We start from the raw sequence: 21,127 nt of genomic DNA, 5'->3' as shown, positions 1-21,127 counted from the left end.
GCTGCCGGTAGAGGGCCGGATCTGAGGGGAAGTCTATAGGATGTTGGAAGCAATATCAGACGAGGGCTCATCCACGAGCGGCGTGGAATGTGGATCAGGAAACTCCTCGTCCCGAATAGGCGATGGCAGGATGAGGGCGTAAATGCTCGCGGTCGCCTCTCCATAAAATTGGCTTCTGAGAACGAGTTCGAGCGAGCGGGGTGCTGCCGTCAGGAAAGCGGGTACGTTGGCAGTTACCAGCTCACCGTCAGCATGCGTTGCCGTAGGGAGGACCACTCCATCCAAGATGACCTCGGTATCCCACGGTGCGTTGAGCGTCTTGATCCACACGGCATTGGAGCCATCCTCCTGCGGGTTGAAGCTTGCTCCAGCCTGAATATCTTGAGGACCCCAATCCAGGATGGTCAGGGGCCTGGAAAGGCGCTTCAATTGGCACTGAAGTTCGAGGGTGGATCTTTCCAGTTCGTTGTTGGCCTTCGAAAGACGCTCGTTGGTAGCGGGGAGAAGGCTTTCACTGTATTCGTTCGTGGTGTGCCACAGTTCGTGTCTGGCCATGGCTGCATTGCCATCGATGGCGCCACGTCCTTCGAGCAGGCGTTTATACAGTTCGTAAGCGCTTCGGATCCAGGGCGCATCGGATTGGATGTTGGCCGCGATGCTGCAGTCTCCGGCAGAGTCGTAACGCGAGCTGTTTATCTTGTCCTTGAGCGGCTTGAGGCAGTCGTCGCGATATTTCTCTCCGATGAATTGGAGGCAGCGCGCGAGGGTGCTTTGCGGAGCGTCGACGAGCTCTTCGTGCAGCACCCGCATGATCCGCGTGGCACCGAGCGCCTGTTCGCTTAGGGCGCAAGCGTATGCCAGGCGGCTCCACGTCTCGTAGGCGTCTTTTTCCGTGTAGTCGTGCGCCCCCATCGTGGAGAAGTGCATGAGCGAGGTGGCGACGCTGCGAGGATTTCGAAGAATGTGAATGAACCGCGCATGCGGAAAGAGCCGCAGCAGGGGTAGAACATAGTGGGAGTTCTCGGGGGTGCCGTCGATCCAGCGTCGCTTGGGTTGCCACCAGCCCCGATGGAGTTTGATGTTTGGCGAATGGGCTTGACGGTTTTTCAGCGCTTCTGCGTAGCTTCGCTCGACTATGCGTTTTCGCGACCCCAGGATCAGTGCGTTGCAGGCGTTGCCGAAATGATTGCGAAAGTGCCGACGGGTGTAGTCGGCTGAACCAAGAAACGAGCGGGGCCCCTGGCCGGCTCCAATTTCGTATAAGTACTCGAGATCGACTGCAAGCTTGTACAGGAAGTGCGTTTCTTCAATTGGAAATATGTTTGGGTGCTGGCCCAGCGCCCAGGTCAATGCACTAGTAGCTGATCGATACGAGCCAATGACAAAAACAGGCCGGGCATCGCCCGGCCGTTTGAATTTCCACATGTCTGCCCCCCGGTAGACAAACCGCAGGCGGTCCCTGTGCCGGAATGCCGGCGATGCGGAACCCTGCCTTACGATAACCTGACATTTTCAAGATAATGGCAGTATCGCGGGGGATGCTGCAAGCACGCTTGCAGCAATTTCAGGCCTTGGCGTGGAGATCAGCCGATGGCTTGTTCAAGCTCAGGGATCAGCTTGAACAGATCGCCTACGAGACCGAAATCGGCGACCTCGAAAATCGGCGCTTCGGCATCCCTGTTGATCGCGACGATGGTGCCGGCATCCTTGATGCCGGTCAGATGCTGGATGGCGCCAGAGATGCCAATGGCCACGTAAAGCTCGGGGGCGATGATCTTGCCGGTTTGCCCGACCTGCAGGTCGCTTGGGACATAGCCTGCGTCCACCGCAGCGCGTGAGGCGCCCACGGCGGCTCCGATCTTGTCAGCCAGCTTGAAGATGACATCGAAGTTTTCCTTCGAGCCCACGCCGCGGCCGCCCGAGACCACCTTGCTGGCGCTCTGCAGATCCGGGCGATCACTTTTGCCCTGCTGCAGCTCAACGAAGCGAGTGTGCGCCGGGAGCGCCACATCCACCGTCAGCGATTCGATCGATGCGGAGGCGTCGCCATTGCCCGAAGCAGGCCAGGATGCGGTACGAATGGTGGCAACTACCGTCTGCGACGCGGGGGCCTCGACCGTGATGATCGCGTTGCCGGCGTAGATCGGGCGCTTGAAGGTATGCGGACCTTCCACACTCATCACGTCGCTGACCTGGGCGACGCCCAGCAAGGCGGCAACGCGAGGCAGGACGTCCTTGCCAAAGGTGGTGGAAGGGGCAAATACGTGGCTGTAGCCCGCCGCGGCCTTGGCGATCTGCGGCGCGAGCGTGGCTGCCAGCGGGTGCGCGTTTTCCGGTCGGACCACGGTGAGCACGCGGCTCACGCCAGTGATCTTTGCTGCCTCAGCAGCAATCGCATCCGCATCGTGTGAAAGCACCAGCACGTCGACGGCTTCAGGTTTGAGTGCAACGGCGGCGCTAACGGCGCGGGCAGTAGATGGATTCAGCTTGCCGTCCAGGTGTTCGGCGACGATCAGAACTTTGCTCATGGGAATTTCTCCTCGTCCGGACGCTGCTTACAGCAGCCCTTTCTGCTTCAGCGCCGCGACCAGCTCGGCCGCATCCTTCACCATCACACCCTTGCTGCGCTTGGCTGGGGCGGCGTAATGGGAGGTCTTCAAATGGTCGCCCGAGTCGACGCCGAGCGCTGCGAGCTCGATCGTGTCGATCGGCTTGGATTTCGCCTTCATGATGTCCGGCAACTTGATGAAGCGCGGTTCGTTGAGGCGCAGATCGGTAGTGATGACTGCCGGCAAATCCGCTTCGATTACCTCCAGGCCGGCGTCAACCTCGCGCGTCACCGTGACCTTGTCGTTTGCGATTTCCACCTTGCTGGCGAAGGTAGCTTGCGGCCGATCCCACAGTGCAGCGAGCATCTGGCCGGTCTGATTGGCATCGTCATCGATAGCCTGTTTGCCAAGAATCACCAGGCCAGGCTGCTCCTTCTCGATGAGTTTGAGAAGGATGCGCGCCGCAGTAAGCGGCTGCACCGCATCGCCGCTGACCACGTGGATGGCGCGATTGGCGCCCATGGCCAAGCCGTTGCGCAGGTGCGCGGTAAGGTCGGCCGGGCCGATACCGACCACGACGACTTCTTCGGCGATGCCCTTTTCACGCAGGCGCAGCGCTTCTTCGAGAGCAATATCGTCGAACGGATTGGCGGAGAGCTTCACGCCATCGGTTACCACACCAGTGCCGTCAGGTTTGACCTGGATGCGCACGTTGTAATCTACGACGCGCTTGTAGCCAACGAGAATCTTCATCTGAGGGTCCTGTGCTCGTGGCCGCCTGGAGCGGCCCAAATGGCTATTGTAGCGGGCCTGGGACGCTAGTTTGTAGGCCGGTGCCGGCGATGCGGCCCCAAAGCCGTTTCAAGCGTTTTGCGAGCCACGTCGAAGGAGAAGTGATCCCGGATGTTGGCCATCCCCCCCTCGGACAGTCTGTACCACAGCGCGCTATCGTCATAGAGCCTGAGCACTGCATCGGCGAAGCCCTGGGCATCGTCGGCCAGCATGGCATTCTCGCCATCGCGCAGCCACATACCTTCGGCTGCGATGCTGGTGGCGACCACCGGCAGGCCGTAGCTCATCGCGCTGTTGACTTTGCCTTTGACACCGGCGCCGTAGCGTAGTGGTGCGAGGGAGATGCGGCTTCCGGCCATCCATGGTTCCAGGTCCTCGACGCGGCCGTGGATGGTGACGCCCTCGCTTTGGAGCTCGGCCCGCGCAGCGTCGGGGATCTGGCCGATGAGATGCAATTTGATATCCGGGCGTTTCATGCGCACCCTGGGATAGATGTCCTCGATGAGCCAATGCACGGCATCGACATTCGGCGGATGGCCGAAGCCGCCGACAAAAATCAGCCCTTCGCGCTCTTCCAATTCACGCTTGCGGCCGTGTACGGGATGCATGTTCGGAAGCAGCATTACGTTGACGTCAGGCAGTTCCTTGCGAAGCAGTTCGTGCTCCATGGAACTCACCACGAAGGTGACGTCGCAAGCGCGCATCAACGCGAACTCCCGCTTCTGCGAAGCGGCGGCCTGGCGCTGGAGATTGACGTTTCCCGTATGCTGCGCAGCGCGGCGCTCCCGCAAGAAATGCAGGTCTTCCGTGTCGAACAGGATCTGCGCGCCGGGCGCCAGTTGCTTGATCAATGGCAGATTTGCATCGGCGACATAGTGGCGGCACAGCATGACGGCCTGCAGCCCATCGCGTTCGCGCTTCAGCCATGCATCGAGCGTGGGAGACCAGGGATTGCACAGGACTTCGACGCCAATGCTGCCGAGGGCGCGGATGTCTCGCGGGGCGGCCGTACGATTGTCGGCCATGAAGGTCACTCGCCAACCCATTTCCCGCAGCAGGCGCATGATGCTGAACACCTGTAGCGAACCTGCATCCCTTGCGAGGTCCGGGGTCAGCGCATCGATGACCAGGATGTGCCTGTCCTGGCGGTGCAGCGATTTTGTTTCGGGGGTATGCGGCTGCGGTTGCTGCCGCAATGCATCAGACCATTTTTCGGCGAATGTTTGAAGGTTGGTCAGTTGATGCTGCTTCACGCCGGAGAATACGTCGGTACCGGAGCTGATCCCTTCGTAATGCACGATCACGCTGCCTGGGTCGTAGATCACGCGACGTCCTTTTGCGCGCACCGCAAAGGCCAGGTCCGCATCTTCACAGTAGGCCGGTGCGTAGCGCGCGTCGAAGCCGCCCAGCTCCTGGAACAGCGATTTTTCGATGAGTAGCGAAGCACCCGAAACATAGTCGACATCTCGTCGATAGAGATAGCGAGGGTCGTCGCGTTTTTCGTAACGCCCGACGCTCCACGCTTCGCCATTGGCGAAAGTCAGGGCTCCCGCTTCCTGTATGCGGCCATCCGGATAGACCAGCTGACTGCCGACGATGCCGCAATGAGGTTCCTGTTGGTAGGTTTCCAGCAAGCTGTCCAGCCAGCCGGGGGTTACCTGTGTGTCATTGTTGAGGAAGAGCAGGAATGGCGCACGTGCGATGGCTGCACCGGCGTTGCTGCTGCCGATAAAGCCGAGGTTGGTTTCGTTCTGCAACAACCGGACGCCGCCGACCTGCATCAGCTTTGACGCGCTGTCGTCCGGCGATGCATCGTCAACGACGATGACTTCAAATGGAGTGTCCGCGCCGTGGCGGCTGATGGAGCGCAAACATGCGACGGTCCACGCGCATTTGCCGTATACGGGAATGACGACGGACACCAGCGGCGTGTCGCTGACGGGCAGCGTGAATGGCGCAAACGGAGTCTCCAGCGACTCCAGCCTCAGCGTGTCGTCTTCGCTTGGTGTCGATTGGAACTCTTGTCGAATTCGCGCCAGCGTTCCTTGGAAGCCGCGCTGCGCCAGGCTGCCTCGTATGCGCTGCAGCAGGTAATACGTGCGCCTGGCGCGCCACGCTAGGGTGCTAAGAGACATCGACGCTCACTACAGATTCTGATAATTCGGCCCCGACCCACCCTCTGGCGTTACCCAGTTGATGATCTGGTACGGGTCCTTGATGTCGCAGGTCTTGCAGTGCACGCAGTTGGCGGCGTTGATCTGCAAGCGCTTGCCCGCTTCATCGTTGACGATTTCGTAGACGCTGGCGGGGCAGAAGCGGGTGCAGGGGTTGCCGTATTCCTGGGCGCACTTGGTTACGCAGACGGAGGTATCGGCAACGTGCAGGTGGATCGGCTGGTCTTCGTCGTGTTCGGTGGCGGCGAAATACACGCCGGCCAGACGGTCGCGCGGCGGCAGCTCGCGTTGCACGTAGTCGCGCTTGGGTTCTTCTTGCTGGCCAAGCTTGTGCAGCGAGGACCAATCCGCCTTGTTCTTCAAGGTCCAGGGCGATTTGCCCTTGGTGAGGGTCTCCCAGGCGGCATTGAGCAGGCCGAACCACAGGCCCTTCTTGAAGGCGGGCTTGATGTTGCGCACCTGCTTCAGTTCGGCCATGACCTCCGAGCCGCGCAGCTTGCTGTCGAAGCCGGCGGGATTGAGCTCGTTCGCGGCCAGGTGTTCGGCGGCGAGCATGCCGCTCTTGATCGCCTGGTGGGTGCCCTTGATCTTGGGCACGTTGAGCAGGCCGGCGGTGTCGCCGATCAGCAGGGCGCCGGGCATCTCCACTTTGGGCAGGGATTGGTAGCCGCCGGTGACGATGGCACGTGCGCCGGCGGAAACGATGGTGCCGCCTTCGAGCAGCGACTTGATCATCGGGTGATTCTTCCACTGCTGGAAGGCTTCCCAAGGCTGGTAATTCGGATCGCTGTAGTCCAGGCCGCTGACGTAGCCGAGCGCGATGCGATCCTTGTCCAGGTGATAGAGGAAGCTGCCGGCATAGGTATGGTTGTCTGCCGGCCAGCCGAAGCTGTGCACGATCTTGCCGGGCGTCACGCGTCCGGCGGGTACTTGCCACAATTCCTTGATGCCGATCGAGTAAGCCTGCGGATCGCTTGTCGCATCCAGCGCGAAACGCTTGATCAGCTGCTTGGTCAGGCTGCCGCGCGCGCCTTCGGCCAGCACCGTGACCTTCGCCTTGATGTCGATGCCTTGCGTATAGCCGGGTTTGTGCGCTCCGTCTTTGGCCACGCCCATGTCGCCGATGCGCACGCCAGCGACCGAGCCGTCGTCGTTGAAGATGGTGTCGGCGGCGGCGAAGCCGGGAAATACGTCCACGCCCAGGGCTTCGGCCTGCGGTGCCAGCCAGGCGCACAGCGCGCCGAGCGAGACAATGAGGTTGCCGTGATTGTTCATGCCCGGAGGCACTGGCAACTTGCGGCCGCCGGTCTTGTTGAGCAGCCAGAACTCGTCTTCGGTCGCGGGCACGCAGATCGGCGGCGGATTCTCGCGCCAGCCGGGCAGCAGGGCGTCCAGCGGCTGCGGTTCGATCACGGCGCCGGACAGGATCTGGGCGCCGATGGTGGAGGCCTTTTCGATGACGCAGACCGTCAGCTCGGGCTTGAGCTGCTTGAGGCGAATGGCGAAGGACAACCCGGAAGGGCCGGCCCCGACGACGATGACGTCGTATTCCATCGTTTCGCGTTCGGTCATGGGGGCTCCGTCGTTTGGCTGGTGGCTATGTGGCTTGGGCTGGGCGGTGTCGCGAGGCGCTCGGGGGCGACAGCCCGGACGGTATTCTCCGGGTTCGCCTACTGCGCGGCAAACGGTCGCCCGCTTGCGGGTCGTTTGCGCGGGGGGACATAGTGGGGCCGAATCCCCTCTGGAGCGTATATGAGCTCTTTGCCCCCCGTCAGCGATCTCGATGTGCGCCGCGCGAGCCTTTGCCAGCTTCTGCATTGGCTGGCCATCGGCCGCGTATCTCCCATGGCGCTGGCTGAAGCCCACATCGAAGCCATCGAACGGATCAATCCGCTTCTCAATGCCTATGTGGAACACAGCCCCGCCTTGCTGCGCGACCAGGCGCGTGCCGCGGAATATCGGCGCCGCGAGGGCGTCATCGGCCGGTTGGACGGTATCCCCGTGGCACTCAAGGACAACTTCGACATGGCCGGGTGGCCCACGCGGGCCGGCCTGCCGGGGCGTACCCGGCCGGTACCGGAGGATGCGCACGTGGTGGCGCGCTTGCGCGCTTCCGGTGCGACGCTGATCGGCAAGACCAACATGGACGAAGGTGCGCTCGGCGCCGTCACCGACAACCCGCACTTCGGCGCTACGCAGAATCCGCACCGTGCCGGCTACACCGCGGGCGGCTCGTCAGGCGGTGCGGCGGCGGCAGTGGCGGCCGGATTGGCGGTGGCGGCGATCGGTTCGGACAGCCTTGGCTCGATCCGCATTCCCGCAAGCTACTGCGGCCTGTTTGCGTTGAAACCCACGCGAGGGGAAATATCCGCCCGCGGCATGGTGCCCGCCTCACGATCACTGGACACCGTGGGATTGCTGGCGCGCAACGCGGAAGATCTGGTGGTGCTGTTGCAGGTGCTAGTCGGCTACGACGCCGACGATCCGCGATCGCGCCGGCGTCGGGTTGCGTTGTCGCCACCGGATTGGGAGCCGGGCAATCTCCGCTGCGGATTGCTGCCCGATCTGGCGGCGGTAGGCGTCGAGCCGGAAGTGATCGCGGTCTTTGAGGCGGCATTAGCGAAGTTGCCGCGAGAGCTGGGCGAGCGGCGCAAGGTGGATTTCGACGACTGGCCGCTGGCCCGTACCCGCCGCGCCGGGCTGCTGCTGATGGAGGCGGAAATGCTTGGCACCTTCGCCAGCGATCTGGCCGATGCCGAACGGCCGGTGTCCCCGCGGTTTCGCCAATGGCTCGGCTATGCCGAACGCAAGACTGCTGCCGACTACGTCGCAGCCGATCGGGTGCTGGACGCAGCCACCCTGAAGATGCGCCGGCTGTTTGCCCAGGTCGACGTGCTGGTATTGCCCACCACGCCACAGGGCGCGTTTCCGCTCGATGGTCCGGTGCCCGATTCGCAGGGCGATCTCACCAGCTTCGCCAGCCTCGCCGGCTGCCCGGCAGTGAGCATTCCCATGGGCAATCTGAGCAACGGCCTGCCCGTGGGCTTGCAACTGGTGGGGGCGCGCGGCTCGGATTTGCGCCTGCTGGAGCTGGCGTCCGTGTGTGCCGCCACGCTGGATGCGGCACCAGCCTATCCGGTCGTGGTTTAGAACCTGGTAGGTGTGTCCAATGCCCGGATCCGGTCGGCCGTGGCAGAATGCTTGGATTTCCCGCGCGACCCAAGTCGATGACGTCATCCTTTACCCACCTGGATCAACTGGAAGCCGAGAGCATCCACATCTTTCGCGAGGTGGCAGCCAGCTTCCAGCGTCCGGTGATGCTCTATTCCATCGGCAAAGATTCGTCGGTGCTGCTGCACTTGCTGCGTAAGGCGTTTTATCCGGCGCGGCCGCCGATGCCGTTGCTGCACGTGGATACCACCTGGAAATTCCGCGAGATGATTGCATTCCGCGACGAGGTAGCCGCGGCCGGCGACGTCGAGGTGCTGGTGCACATCAATCAGGATGGCGTGCGGCAGGGCATCTCGCCGCTCACCCACGGCGCGGCGGTGCACACCGACGTCATGAAGACGGTGGCGCTCAAGCAGGCATTGGACAAATACGCGTTCGATGCCGCGATGGGCGGCGCCCGGCGGGATGAGGAAAAGTCGCGCGCCAAGGAGCGCGTGTTTTCGTTCCGCAATGCGCAGCACCGCTGGGATCCCAAGCGCCAGCGCCCGGAGCTGTGGAACGTCTACAACACCCACATCCACAAGGGCGAGAGCGTCCGCGTTTTTCCCATGTCGAACTGGACGGAAATGGATGTGTGGCATTACATCCGGCGCGAGAACATCCCCGTGGTGCCGCTCTATTTTGCGCGCGAACGGCCCGTGGTGGAGCGCGACGGCGCACTGATCATGGTCGACGACGATCGTTTTATTCTGCGCGAGGGCGAGAAGGTCCAGATGCGCATGGTCCGCTTTCGCACCCTGGGTTGCTATCCATTGACCGGCGCGGTGGAATCCACCGCCAGCACGCTGGATGCCATCATTGACGAAATGGCGCAGTCGCGCAGTTCCGAGCGCCAGGGGCGGGTGATCGACCACGATCCGTCAGCGTCCATGGAGCGCAAAAAGCAAGAGGGGTATTTCTGATGAGCCAGGGAAATACCTCTGCGCGCAGTTCGCTGCGCTTCATCACTTGCGGCAGCGTGGATGACGGCAAGAGCACGTTGCTCGGCCGCCTGCTTTACGACGCAGGCATGCTCGCGGATGACCAGTTGGAAACGCTCACCAAGGAAAGTCGCCGGCAGCATCCCGATAGCGACGTGCTGGATTTTTCCCTGCTGACCGATGGCCTCGATGCCGAGCGCCAGCAGGGCATCACCATCGATGTGGCCTACCGCTATTTCCACAGCGCCCGCCGCAATTTCGTGGTGGCCGATTGCCCGGGGCACGAGCAGTACACGCGCAACATGGCCACCGGCGCATCGCGTGCGGATCTGGCCGTGGTGCTGGTGGATGCGCGCAAAGGCCTGCTCACCCAGACGCGGCGCCACACCTACATCTGCGCGCTGTTGGGCATCCGCAAAATCGTTTTGGCGGTCAACAAGATGGATCTGGTCGACTATCGCCACGAGATTTACCAGAGGATCGAAACCGCCTATCGCGATCTGGCCGATCCATTGGGTATCCGCTCGGTGCATGCCTTGCCGGTTGCGGCATTGACCGGCGACAACGTGGGCGCGCGTAGCGGACGTATGCCGTGGTACGACGGTCCGTCCCTGCTTGAGCTGCTCGAATCCATCGAGGTGGAGCCTGCGCAGGCCACTGATTTCCGGATGCCGGTGCAATGGGTGAACCGGCCGAACCAGGATTTTCGCGGTTACGCCGGCACGATCTGCAGTGGACGCATCAAGGCGGGCGACGAGGTGATGATCCAGCCCGGTGCACACAAGGCCAGGGTGGCGCGTATCGTCACCGCGGATGGCGACCTCCCGCAGGCGCACGCTGGCCAAGCCGTCACGCTGACCCTGGACAGGCAAGTGGATGCAAGCCGCGGCGACGTCCTTACCGATGCCGCGCGCCCTGCCGCCGAGGCTGATCAGTTTGCCGCGCACCTGCTGTGGATGGGGGACGAGCCCTTGCTGCCCAATCGCGGCTACTGGCTCAAGCTGGGCACGCGCACCGTCAACGCGCGCATCACCCAGATCAAGCACAAGGTCGACGTGAATACGCAGGCGAAGCTCGCCGCGCACCGCCTGGCCCTCAACGAAGTGGGTTACTGCAACCTGGACCTGGATCATCCGATTGCATTCGAGCCCTACGCCACCAACCACGAGCTCGGCGGTTTCATTCTGATCGACCGGCAGAGCAATGCCACCGTTGCCTGCGGCATGCTCGACTTTGCCTTGCATCGCGCGAGCAACGTCCACTGGCAGCATCTGGACGTCGACAAGCTTTCGCGCGCGCGCAACAAGGGGCAGGTGCCGCGCTGCATCTGGTTCACGGGTTTGTCCGGCGCGGGCAAGTCGACGATCGCCAATCTGCTGGAGCGCAGGCTTTGTGCGCTTGGCTATCACACCTATCTGCTCGACGGCGACAATCTGCGCCATGGCCTGAACCGCGATCTGGGCTTTACGCCCGAGGCGCGCGTGGAGAACGTGCGACGCGTGGCTGAAGTGGCAAACCTGATGGTCGACGCCGGCTTGATCGTGATCGCCTGCGTCATTTCTCCCTTCCGCAGCGAGCGGGAATTCGCCAGGAACCTGTTTGACGAGGGCGAATTTCTGGAAGTGTTCGTAGACACCCCGCTGGAGGAATGCGAGCGGCGCGATCCCAAGGGGCTGTATCGCAGGGCGAGGGCCGGCGAAATAAGCAATTTCACAGGTATCGATTCTCCCTACGAAGCGCCCCTGCAGCCGCAGGTTCATTTGCGTACCGACCGGATGCAGCTCGAGGCCGCCGTGGACGAGTTGATGGCCCATCTGCTGCCGTCTTCCAGTGACTGAGGCGTGATGCAGGTGGCCGATGCGGCGATTGTGATGTCAGCGCGAGTTTGATCATGGACTCATCACCTCCCTTTCTGGTTTTTGGCGCGCCGCAGATCGATGAGGCGGAAATCGACGAAGTCGTCGCCTGCCTTCGTTCGGGTTGGCTCGGCACGGGGCCGCGCGTGGCGCAGTTCGAGCGCGATTTCGCGGCGTTCCGCGGTGTTCCGCCAGAACGCGTTGCGGCAGTGAATTCGTGCACGGCCGCGCTGCACGTCAGCATGTTGGCGGCAGGTATCGAGCCGGGCGCGGAAGTGATCACCACCCCGCTTACCTTCTGCGCGACCGTCAATGCCATTTTGCACGCGGGGCTCACCCCGGCGTTGGCGGATGTTGATCCGGCGAGCCAGAACATCGATCCCGCAGCGATCGAGGCGACCATCACCCCGCGTACGCGTGCGATTCTTCCCGTGCATTTCGCGGGGCGGCCGTGTGCGATGGATCAAATCATGGCGATCGCCCGCAAGCACGATCTGGTGGTCATCGAAGATTGTGCGCATGCCGTCGAAGCGGAGTTTGAAGGTCGCGCGCTGGGTACGTTTGGCGATTTCGGCTGCTTCAGTTTCTATGTCACCAAGAATGTCGTGACGGGCGAGGGTGGCATGATCGTCGGGCGCAGCGAGGAGCGCGTGGCGCGGGCCCGAATTCTGGCTCTGCACGGCATGAGCAAGGATGCCTGGCACCGCTTCGGCGACAAGGGCTACAAGCATTACCAAGTGGTCGAATGCGGTTTCAAGTACAACATGATGGACCTGCAGGCGGCGATCGGCCTGCATCAGCTGTCGCGGGTGGAGCAGAATTGGCGTCGCCGTAGCGCCATCTGGCAGCGTTACGACGAGGCTTTCGCCGAGCTGCCCATCGGATTGCCGGCGCCGGCAGACGCCAACACCCGCCACGGCCGCCATTTGTATACCGTCATGATCGACGTGGCGCGCAGCGGCGTCGAGCGCGATGCATTTTTGGAGGCCATGAATGCCGCGCGGATCGGTACGGGCGTGCATTACCTCTCCATTCCCGAGCATCCGTATTACCAGGAGCGCTTCGGCTGGCGCCCCGAACAGTGGCCCCATGCCACGAAGCTCGGGCGGGAGACGGTGAGCCTTCCGCTGTCTCCTTCGATGTCGGACGGCGACGTGGAGCGCGTGATCGCCGCCGTCAGAGGCATCGTGCGCAGCTGATCCGGTGCCGTCATGCCGGGATGGCCCGAATCCGGCCGTCCCGGCAGGCAGTGACAACGTTTTGTTACACCCAAGCCGTTAAAGTGGCGCCAAATCACCAGGCTTCCCCCTATGTCTGCCAACGAACAACAGCTCACTTTCTTCCGGGAGTGGATGAAGCACCCGCTGCAGATGGCCTCGGTGTTGCCCTCCGGACGACCGCTGGCCCGCATGATGGTTTCGGCGATGCCGGCCAAGGCGAGTTGCGTGGTGGAGCTTGGCGCCGGTACCGGGGTGATTACCGAGGCGCTGCTGCACCATGGCGTATCGCCGTCGCAGCTGCTGGTGTTGGAAATGAACGCTACGCTGCATGGCGTCCTGCGTCGCCGTTTTCCTCAGGCCCAAGTGCTGTGCGCGGATGCACGCCACGTGAGCGAACTGGCTCAGCGCACCGGCGTACTGGCCCCTGCAGGTGCCGATGCCATTCTCAGCAGCCTGGGGTTGCTCGCGATGCCGCCTGAAGTGCAGCGCGATATCGTCGCGGCTGCCTTTGCCGTGTTGCGGCCCGGCGGTGTATTCGTGCAGTACACCTACGGCTGGCGCAGCCCCCTGGACGAACAGGTGCGGCGCCAGTTGCGCTTGCGTTGCACCCGGGTCGGCATGGTGTGGCGAAACCTGCCGCCGGCCCACGTCTATGTCTATGTCCGCGACGACGAATGAGCCGGGCGGCGACGGCTGGTTGGCATTGCCGTTGCCCGATGCAGATATCCGTTATGCCCAAGCCTGGCTCCGCAAGGATGAGGCCGATGCGTGGTTCGAGCGCTTGTTGCACGACATTCCCTGGGAGCGGCACCGGCTGAAATTATTCGGCCGCGAGGTGGATTGTCCGCGTCTGAGTTGCTGGATCGGCGATCCGGGCGCCGCTTATGTGTATTCGCAGACCCGGTTCGAGCCGCATCCCTGGACGCCGGCGCTGCAATCCTTGCGCGAACGCGTGCAGGCATCCTGTGGCGCATCATTCAACAGCGTGCTGGCGAATCTTTATCGCAATGGCGAAGATTCCATGGGCTGGCACAGCGACGACGAGCCCGAACTCGGGCCGCAGCCGGTGATTGCCTCGTTGAGCCTGGGCGTTGAGCGCAGGTTCCGCCTGCGGCGAAAATCGCTCCGCGAGGCCAAAGCGAAGCCGCTTGGCCTGCCGCTTGCGCACGGCAGCCTGCTATATGTGGCGGGCGATACCCAGAGCCACTACCAGCACGATCTGCCGAAGCTTGCCGGACTATCCGGTGCCCGCATCAACCTCACGTTCCGCTTCATCCACGGGTCGGCCCAACGGCGCCCATGACGCCTTGCAGCTTGGATTGGCCTGCGACCGTGGCGATAATGCGGGACTCCTTTCCCACCTTCTATCCCTGGCAGGCCCTGCAATGACCGAGAAGACCGTACTCAATGCCACTCATCGCGAGCTGGGCGCTCGCATGGTCGACTTCGGTGGCTGGGACATGCCGATCAGCTACGGATCGCAGATCGAGGAGCACCACGTCGTGCGCCGTGATGCCGGCATGTTCGACGTCTCTCACATGACCGTGGTCGACCTGCATGGTGCCCGCGTGCGGGAGTTTCTGCGCCATCTCCTGGCCAACAGCGTCGACAAGCTCAAGGTGCAGGGCAAGGCGCTGTACTCGTGCATGCTCAACGAGCAGGGCGGCGTGATCGACGACCTGATCGTTTATTTCCTGGGGGACGAGTTCTTTCGCCTGGTCGTGAACGCGGCCACCCGTGCCAAGGACCTCGCCTGGATCGAACAGCAGGCGAAGGCTTTCGGTGTTGCCGTGCAGGAGCGCCCCGAATTCGCCATGGTGGCCGTGCAGGGCCCCAATGCCCGCGTCAAGGTGATCGGCCTGCTGCATGAAGTCGATCGCGCCCGCATCGAAAAGCTGGGTCGCTTCGCCGCCGCCGCCGCACAGGGGCCGCACGGCGTGCCGCTCTTCATTGCGCGCACGGGCTACACCGGCGAAGACGGTTTCGAGATCCTGGTGCCGCAGGAGCAGGCGGTGACCTTGTGGAAGGAACTGGTTGGAGCGGGTGTTGCACCCTGCGGACTAGGCGCGCGCGACACCTTGCGCCTGGAGGCCGGCATGAATCTCTACGGACAGGACATGGATGAAAGCGTCACGCCGTGGGAAGCCGGCCTGGCCTGGACCATTGCGCTGGACGAGGGGCGCGACTTCATCGGCCGCAAGGCACTCGAGGCGCAGAAAGCCGCCGGTGTTCCGCGCACCATGGTGGGCCTGGTGATGGACGACAAGGGCGTGCTCCGCCATGGACAGAAGGTGCTGACCGATCGCGGCGAGGGTGAAATTCTGTCGGGCAGTTTTTCGCCGACGCTGAGCAAGTCGGTAGCTTTCGCGCGAGTGCCTGCCGGTGTAACCGAAGGGCTGCGCGTGGATATCCGCGGTCGCGAAGTGCCCGTGCGCCTAGTCAAGTTTCCGTTTGTGCGCGACGGCAAACCTTGCGAAGGCATCTAAGTAGTAAAAACGGCTTTACGGATGCGGGTGTGGAGTCGCCGCGGAAGCGGTTAGAATCCACGCCTCCACCCCTGATCGAAACCAACGACGACTGGACCTGACCATGAGCTCGAAAGAGATTCCCGGCGATCTGAAATTCCTCAAGTCCCACGAATGGGCCCGTGTCGAAGACAACGGCCTGATTCGCGTGGGTATCTCCGACCATGCCCAGGAGCAGCTTGGCGACCTGGTTTACGTGGAGCTGCCGGAAATCGGCGCCGAAGTGAAGGCAGGTTCCGGCGCGGCGACCGTCGAATCGGTAAAGGCAGCCTCTGACATCTACTCGCCGGTGTCCGGCGAGGTGGTCGAGGTGAACGAAATCCTGAGCGACAAGCCGGAAACGATCAACGAAGACGCCTACAGCGCCGGCTGGTTGTTCGTGGTCAAGGCGAGCGATCGCGGCGAGCTCGACGAACTGCTCAGCGCGGACGATTACGCCGAATTGATCGAACACGAAGACGACTGATCGCCCGATCGGTTTGTCCCGCAACGGCCGCTAGTGCGGCCGTTGCTTTTTCACGGAAGGCTCACCCGCACGACTCCGCAACCAGGATGTGCGAAGGGTGTCGGGGCGATGTTCGGGAGCGTCAGCGGCACCGCGATGCTGCTCGGAAGACGACTCGCTCGATGATCGGTCCGGTGTGCACGACGGGTGCTCGGGGACGTTTCCGACCGCTTTCGGCATCGCTCGGGGGCATTTCGGTCTAAATTCGTTCATGCTCCGAATGACCCTGTTCAGGCGGTCGGATCGGTGCCGTGCGCAGCGTGCCGTTCGTGTTGTTGCAAGCGTTTGGTTTGTATCAGCACGGATGAGAAAAATTACAATTTTTAGCTTGTTTTTGGCATTTTTTGAGAATGCGAAAAGTTGTTGCCACGAATGTTTGGATGGCTGTTCAAATGGATTTTCGTGATCGAAATTTGCCCTGCGAAGCCGACGCCGCCGACCCGTCGCGGAATCGAAGGGATTGATTTCATGATGAAAATTTATTGACAGTTGAAATGTTCAGGAATAGCTTTCGCACCATATAACGGGGAACGGCACCAATGGTGGATTCGAGATTTATCAAGCCATACGTAGAACACGGTGAAAAAGCCGGCGCGGTGAGAAAGATCACTGTATCGATCCCAATGCACGTACTTCGACTGCTGTCGGACTTGCGCACTTACCGACAGGTGAACAATTTGAGGCACGCCACGAACAGCGATTTGCTGGTTGAGGCGTTCCTCCACGCTTTTACTGGGCAACCACTGCCAACTGATGAGGAGCTGAGACGAACTATGGCCACTGCCAAGAAAACTGCTAGGAAATCGGCTAAGAAAGCCGCCAAGAAGACCACCCGTAAAGTTGCCGCCAAGAAGCGGCCGGTCGCCAAGAAGGCCACCGCTAAGAAGCGCACCGTGCGCAAGACCGCCAAGAAGGCGGCTGCCAAGCGCGTAGGCGCGAAGAAGGCAACTGCCAAGCGCGTTGCCAAGAAGACTGCAACCAAGAAGGCTGCCCGCAAGCGCACCGCAAAGCGCGCTACCCGCAAGACCGCGGCGGCTGCCAAGGTGGTGAAGGCCACCAAGACCGCGAAAGCCAAGAAGTAAGCAAAACAAAAAGTAGTTCTATCGATTTGTCTCCCTGCGGTGCCCAGCGCGGGGAGGTGCTTCGAAAGCGTTTCGTCCCGGCCTCGGCCGGGACGCTTCGTTTTCGGTCCCCGAAAACGAACGAAAGCATGAGAGCCCCTGCGCGTACTTGGCGGCTCGTTACGGAGGGACGCTTGCGGGGTCCTCGTTTCCGGCGGCGAGCTTCTCCACCGCCTATCAGTTCTTCCTTCCCCCCAGCCGTGACCGGCTGCCCATTTGCCGTGCCGACTCAATCGCGATACCTTTCCTCCATCCGCGCCGCGGCGAACCTGGGGAAGCCGCTCCTGGATAACAGGGGGGAAGCGCGGGTATCTGATGCCACGTAGTCAGTGAGAGATCATGGATACCCGAAATAGTCGTTATGCGCGCTCGCGTGCGCGTGGGGCCGTCAAGCCCGTCATTTACGTCATTCTTGCCATTGTTGCCGGGCTGGCCATCGCCTCCTGGATCTTCATCATCAAGCCTCACGAAGACCTGGTGAGCGCCGATGCGGGTGGGCATCCGTCCACGCCGGTCGCCGCCAGCCAGCAGGCGGCTCCGCCGGTGAACGTGGAGGCGATGAGCATCAACGATCTGTTGTCCGAGGCACGCAAGGCGATGAACGCGCAGCGCGTGATTGCCCCGGCCGGCAACAACGCCTTCGAGTTTTACCTGAAGGTGTTGCAGAAGCAGCCCGGCAACCAGACCGCGGCGGATGCCTTGCGCGAGACGTTCCCGTTCGCGGCCAGCAACGTCGAGCAGGTGATCAACCAGCGCGACTTCAACGAAGCCGAGCGCGAGATCGATCTGCTGGCAAAGGTCGACCCGGCCAATTACACCCTGACCATCCTTCGCTCCAAGCTCGATGCCCAGCGCAAGACGCTCGACGAAGAGCAGCAGAAGCAGCTCGATCAGCAGCGCCAGGCCGATCTTGCTGCGCAGAAGGCCGCGTCGGAGAAGGTTGCAGCGGACAAGCTGGCCGCCGACAAGGCTGCTGCCGACAAGGCTGCGGCCGCACAGGCGGCCCTGCTGGCCCAGCAAGCGAAGGCCAAGCAGGACGAAGCTGCCAAGGAGAGGGCTACCGCGACTGCGGATACGGGAGCCGGCACGGCTTCGGCTGGCGGCGAAACACGCGACCCGATGCCCATTGCAAGCATCCGCCCGCGTTATCCGACCTCCGCGCTGCGTAACGGCCAGGAGGGCTGGGTGGATGTGCAGTACACGGTCAACGCCGATGGCAGCGTAAGCAATGTCTCCGTCGTGCAGGCCGAGCCGCGTCACGTCTTCGACAGTGCCGCCATCGAGGCCCTGCGTCGCGCCAAATTCTCGCCGGCGATGCGCGATGGCGTGGCGGTAGCCGCGCAGCAGCAGAAGAAGATCGAGTTCAAACTATCCAACCAGCAATAGCCGATACGTGAAAAGCGGAGCCGCCATGGCTCCGCTTTTCTTCACGCACAGTAACGACGTCGAGAACGGTCAGTTGTGGTGACGGTGTTTGCGGTGCGTTTTTGCCGGCGCCGCCTTGGATGCCGGCGGGTCGCCTTCAACCCCCGCCCAATCGACGCCAGGCAGTCCCAGCATGCTGTCGAAAACCATCGGCATCAGATCGGTGCCGATCGCACCGGGCGAGTTCCACATCGACACCATGCCGACCCGATACTTCGGGAAGAAGGCGATCATGGTGCGGTACCCCTCTACCTCGCCGGCATGGAAGATCATGGTTTCGCCGGCGTAAGTGAAAACGCGCCAGCCCAGGCCGTAGCTGGCCGAACTCAGGCGCGCGCGTCGCCATGGTGTTGCACGCAGTTCGGTGGGAGTGGGTATGCCGGGTGCGTGCAGGTAGTCCAGCAGGGCAGGCGGCAGCACATCGGGGCGTCCGCCCATCTGTGCGATCAACCATTGCTCCATGTCGCGCAGGCTGGCGTTGACGCCGGCGGCGGGAGCGACCCGGTAATAGGCTTCCTTCGGATCGATGGGCTTCCAGCCGCGCTTCCCGTCGGGACGGTGCGGTCGCGCCCAGCTCTTGCTGTCTTCCAGCGCATCGCGGCCGTAGCTGGCGGAAGTCATGCCCAGGGGGAAAAACAGTCGCTTGTCCACCTGGTGATAGAAGAAGTCGCCCGTCTCGGCGTAGATCAGGTCGCCGATCAGACTGAAAGCGACGTTCTGATAGCCGTAGCATTGCCCGACGTTGCAGGTAAGGGTGACTTCGTCGAGCTTGCGCACCAGCTCTTCGTAGGGAACGTTGTCTTCGAGCAGATCGTCGTAGGTGTTGTGCGGCAGCCCGAGGCGTTGTCCCAGGATGTCTTGCACCGTGGCTGCGCTGGAGGCTTGCGCATCTTTCAGCTGGAAGAACGGCAGCACGTCGGCCAGCTTGGTATTCCAGCTGAAGCGGCCGTCGTCGATCAGCAGCCCGGTCACCGCGGTGGCAAAGGCTTTGGAAAGGGAGGCCAGACGGAATACCGTGTCTGCCGTGATCGGCTCCTGCGTATCCGTGTCGGCGTAGCCAATCTCGCGCTCGAACGCCACTTTGTCGTCGACCACCACGGCGGTGGCAAGGCCGGCAACTTCGTTGCGTTGCGCCACGACATCGAGCCAGTGCGAATAGTCCTCCAGCGTGGCCTTGATCCGCTCGGGCGGAAGACTGGCGGGCAACTGCGTCGTGGCGGAACCGACTTGCGCCGGCGGTGTGGCCGGGGCCAATTGGCCGCCGGCGACGGCAGCACGTGCCGCTGACGTCGGAATCAGCGCGATGGTCAAGCCGAGCGAGCCGGCGATCAACGAGGAAAGCTTACGGAACTGCATGCGACTCCGCGGTACAAAGGGCGTGGATCACGCCTTTGGTCATAGGGCTGGCGGTGGGGCCGTCCATGGGAGTGAGTGCTCGATTGTCCTGCACTTCCGGCAACGTCACAACGCTGAAGCGCTCCTGGGGCTGCCCAGGTGTTCATCGACCAGCAGCCGACGTGAATGTTTCTTCTCGTCGGGTGACGGAAAGGCGCGCCGCGCCGGCATGGTAGTCTTGCACCCGCCTGTTCCCGGAAGCGCACCGTGAGTCCGCCGTCCGTTGTCGCAGCACGCAAAGACTCCGCGCCCGTGGTGGCTGCGCTGGCTTTCTTTTTCTTGTTGACTGCCTACTACATCGTGCGTCCCGTGCGGGACCAGCTCGCCGGTGCAGTCGGCTCGACTCAGCTACCGGTGTTTTACGCGGCCATCTTCGTCGCCACGTTGCTGCTGACGCCGATCTTTGGCGTACTCGTGGCCAAGTTTCCGCGGCGGAAACTGTTGGTATGGAGCTACAGCTTTTTCATCTTGTGCCTGTTCGCCTTCGTCCCGGCATTCCTTGCGCAGGATCACGTGGGTGCCCGTTCGCTCGGCGTGGTGTTTTTTATCTGGGTCAACGTTTTCAATCTGTTTGTCGTGTCGCTGTTCTGGAGTTTCATGGCCGATGTCTTCGACAGCCGGCGCGCGCGCGAAGTGTTCCCGTTGATAGCGCTGGGCGGAATGGCCGGCACGCTCTCCGGGCCGGTGCTGACTCGGTGGTTGGTGGGGTGGCTCGGCGTAGCTCCGCTGTTGCTGGTTTCGGCGCTCGCGCTGGGCAGCGCGCTGATACTGTTGCTGCGACTGTCAGCTCGGCATATACCGAGCGAGAAAGTCGATGAGCCGGTAGGCGGCTCGCCGTGGGCGGGTGTTCTTGAGCTGTGGTCGCGGCCGTTTCTGCGCTACATGGCGGTTCTGATGCTGCTGGGCGATGGGGTGGGTACGCTGGCCTATGCGCTGGTCGCGGACTACGCAAGGGCTCATCTTGCTTCTGCTACGGTGCGAACGGCCTTCTATGCCGATATCGATCTGGCCGCGAACGTGCTCGGCGCCGTTCTGCAGCTGACCCTCTCGCGCTGGCTGCTGGTGCACCGCGGTGCGGTATGGGCACTCGTGCTGCCGCAACTGGTCAATGTTGCGCTGCTGGTTATGGTCACGTTGGCGGGGCACGCAATGGACCGTGCTCGGTTACGGCGTACCCTTGCTGGTCGCGATGATGGTGGGCACGCGCGGTTTCACGTACGGCATGACCAAGCCGGCGAGTGACGCCCTCTACACCAGGGTGCCGCGCGAAACGCGCTACAAGGGCAAGAATTTTGTGGAGACGGCCGTGTGGAGACTCGGCGACCTGGTCGTTGAACGTGCTCGGCGCCGTTCTGCAGCTGACCCTCTCGCGCTGGCTGCTGGTGCACCGCGGTGCGGTATGGGCACTCGTGCT

At 62.5% G+C, this 21,127-nt stretch carries 17 protein-coding genes and 1 pseudogene; 12 read left to right on the top strand and 6 right to left on the bottom strand.

The window, feature by feature from the left end; genetic code table 11:
* Window positions 1-33: 33 nt before the first annotated feature.
* From ISS99_RS22650 to ISS99_RS22630, 5 genes are all read right to left on the bottom strand, one after another.
* Complete coding sequence (locus tag ISS99_RS22650) at window positions 34-1,425, bottom strand: sulfotransferase family protein (RefSeq protein ID WP_204633852.1); 1,392 nt, start codon at window positions 1,423-1,425, stop codon at window positions 34-36.
* A 158-nt stretch (window positions 1,426-1,583) separates the two neighbouring features.
* Window positions 1,584-2,528 (bottom strand): electron transfer flavoprotein subunit alpha/FixB family protein, encoded by a 945-nt coding sequence (locus ISS99_RS22645; protein ID WP_204633851.1) that lies wholly within the window; start codon window positions 2,526-2,528, stop codon window positions 1,584-1,586.
* A gap of 27 nt (window positions 2,529-2,555) precedes the next feature.
* Window positions 2,556-3,302, bottom strand: coding sequence for an electron transfer flavoprotein subunit beta/FixA family protein (locus tag ISS99_RS22640; RefSeq protein WP_204633850.1), 747 nt, complete (start codon window positions 3,300-3,302; stop codon window positions 2,556-2,558).
* 65 nt (window positions 3,303-3,367) lie between these two features.
* Window positions 3,368-5,476 (bottom strand): glycosyltransferase, encoded by a 2,109-nt coding sequence (locus ISS99_RS22635; protein ID WP_204633849.1) that lies wholly within the window; start codon window positions 5,474-5,476, stop codon window positions 3,368-3,370.
* Window positions 5,477-5,485: 9 nt separating this feature from the next.
* Window positions 5,486-7,087, bottom strand: coding sequence for an electron transfer flavoprotein-ubiquinone oxidoreductase (locus tag ISS99_RS22630; RefSeq protein ID WP_204633848.1), 1,602 nt, complete (start codon window positions 7,085-7,087; stop codon window positions 5,486-5,488).
* 180 nt (window positions 7,088-7,267) lie between these two features.
* Here ISS99_RS22630 and ISS99_RS22625 point away from each other — a divergent pair, with 180 nt between their 5' ends.
* The 11 genes and pseudogenes from ISS99_RS22625 (at window position 7,268) to ISS99_RS22580 (ending at window position 18,279) form a co-directional block, all read left to right on the top strand.
* On the top strand, window positions 7,268-8,665 hold the full coding sequence (locus ISS99_RS22625; protein WP_204633847.1) for an amidase: 1,398 nt from the start codon (window positions 7,268-7,270) through the stop codon (window positions 8,663-8,665).
* Window positions 8,666-8,742: 77 nt separating this feature from the next.
* Window positions 8,743-9,648, top strand: coding sequence for a sulfate adenylyltransferase subunit CysD (gene cysD, locus ISS99_RS22620; RefSeq protein ID WP_204633846.1), 906 nt, complete (start codon window positions 8,743-8,745; stop codon window positions 9,646-9,648).
* Window positions 9,648-11,504, top strand: a complete 1,857-nt coding sequence (gene cysN, locus ISS99_RS22615) for a sulfate adenylyltransferase subunit CysN (protein ID WP_204633845.1) — start codon at window positions 9,648-9,650, stop codon at window positions 11,502-11,504. Before cysD ends, cysN begins: the two co-directional genes overlap by 1 nt.
* Window positions 11,505-11,557: 53 nt before the next feature.
* The gene (locus tag ISS99_RS22610) at window positions 11,558-12,721 is read left to right on the top strand and encodes a DegT/DnrJ/EryC1/StrS family aminotransferase (RefSeq protein WP_204633844.1); all 1,164 of its coding nucleotides are present in this window, start codon (window positions 11,558-11,560) and stop codon (window positions 12,719-12,721) included.
* 111 nt (window positions 12,722-12,832) lie between these two features.
* Entirely contained in the window at window positions 12,833-13,420 is a 588-nt protein-coding gene (locus ISS99_RS22605) for a class I SAM-dependent methyltransferase (RefSeq protein ID WP_204633843.1), read from the top strand.
* Window positions 13,401-14,045: an alpha-ketoglutarate-dependent dioxygenase AlkB family protein gene (locus ISS99_RS22600; RefSeq protein WP_204633842.1), complete on the top strand. Its 645-nt coding sequence runs from the start codon at window positions 13,401-13,403 to the stop codon at window positions 14,043-14,045. Before ISS99_RS22605 ends, ISS99_RS22600 begins: the two co-directional genes overlap by 20 nt.
* A gap of 82 nt (window positions 14,046-14,127) precedes the next feature.
* A complete protein-coding gene (gene gcvT / locus ISS99_RS22595) occupies window positions 14,128-15,228 on the top strand; it encodes a glycine cleavage system aminomethyltransferase GcvT (RefSeq protein WP_204633841.1) in 1,101 nt (366 codons plus the stop codon).
* Window positions 15,229-15,331: 103 nt separating this feature from the next.
* Window positions 15,332-15,733, top strand: coding sequence for a glycine cleavage system protein GcvH (gene gcvH / locus ISS99_RS22590; RefSeq protein WP_204633840.1), 402 nt, complete (start codon window positions 15,332-15,334; stop codon window positions 15,731-15,733).
* A gap of 578 nt (window positions 15,734-16,311) precedes the next feature.
* Window positions 16,312-16,506: pseudogene (locus tag ISS99_RS23435) on the top strand (met regulon transcriptional regulator MetJ); the annotation flags it as partial.
* 39 nt (window positions 16,507-16,545) lie between these two features.
* Window positions 16,546-16,854, top strand: a complete 309-nt coding sequence (locus ISS99_RS23430; protein ID WP_239538588.1) for a hypothetical protein — start codon at window positions 16,546-16,548, stop codon at window positions 16,852-16,854.
* 378 nt (window positions 16,855-17,232) lie between these two features.
* On the top strand, window positions 17,233-18,279 hold the full coding sequence (locus ISS99_RS22580) for an energy transducer TonB (protein WP_204633838.1): 1,047 nt from the start codon (window positions 17,233-17,235) through the stop codon (window positions 18,277-18,279).
* 69 nt (window positions 18,280-18,348) lie between these two features.
* On the opposite strand, the gene ISS99_RS22575 is transcribed toward ISS99_RS22580, so the two are convergent.
* Complete coding sequence (locus tag ISS99_RS22575; protein WP_204633837.1) at window positions 18,349-19,674, bottom strand: serine hydrolase domain-containing protein; 1,326 nt, start codon at window positions 19,672-19,674, stop codon at window positions 18,349-18,351.
* A gap of 246 nt (window positions 19,675-19,920) precedes the next feature.
* On the opposite strand from ISS99_RS22575, the gene ISS99_RS22570 reads away from it, so the two are divergent.
* Window positions 19,921-20,955 carry an NTP/NDP exchange transporter gene (locus ISS99_RS22570; RefSeq protein WP_338081594.1) on the top strand — a complete coding sequence of 345 codons (1,035 nt, stop codon included), beginning with the start codon at window positions 19,921-19,923 and terminating at the stop codon, window positions 20,953-20,955.
* Window positions 20,956-21,127 lie beyond the last annotated feature (172 nt).

The sequence above is a fragment of the Dyella mobilis genome (assembly GCF_016904945.1).
Classification (GTDB): Bacteria; Pseudomonadota; Gammaproteobacteria; order Xanthomonadales; family Rhodanobacteraceae; genus Dyella_B; species Dyella_B mobilis.
The sequence above is the reverse complement of the archived record's forward strand: the minus strand, read 5'-3'. Positions and strand labels throughout refer to the sequence as shown.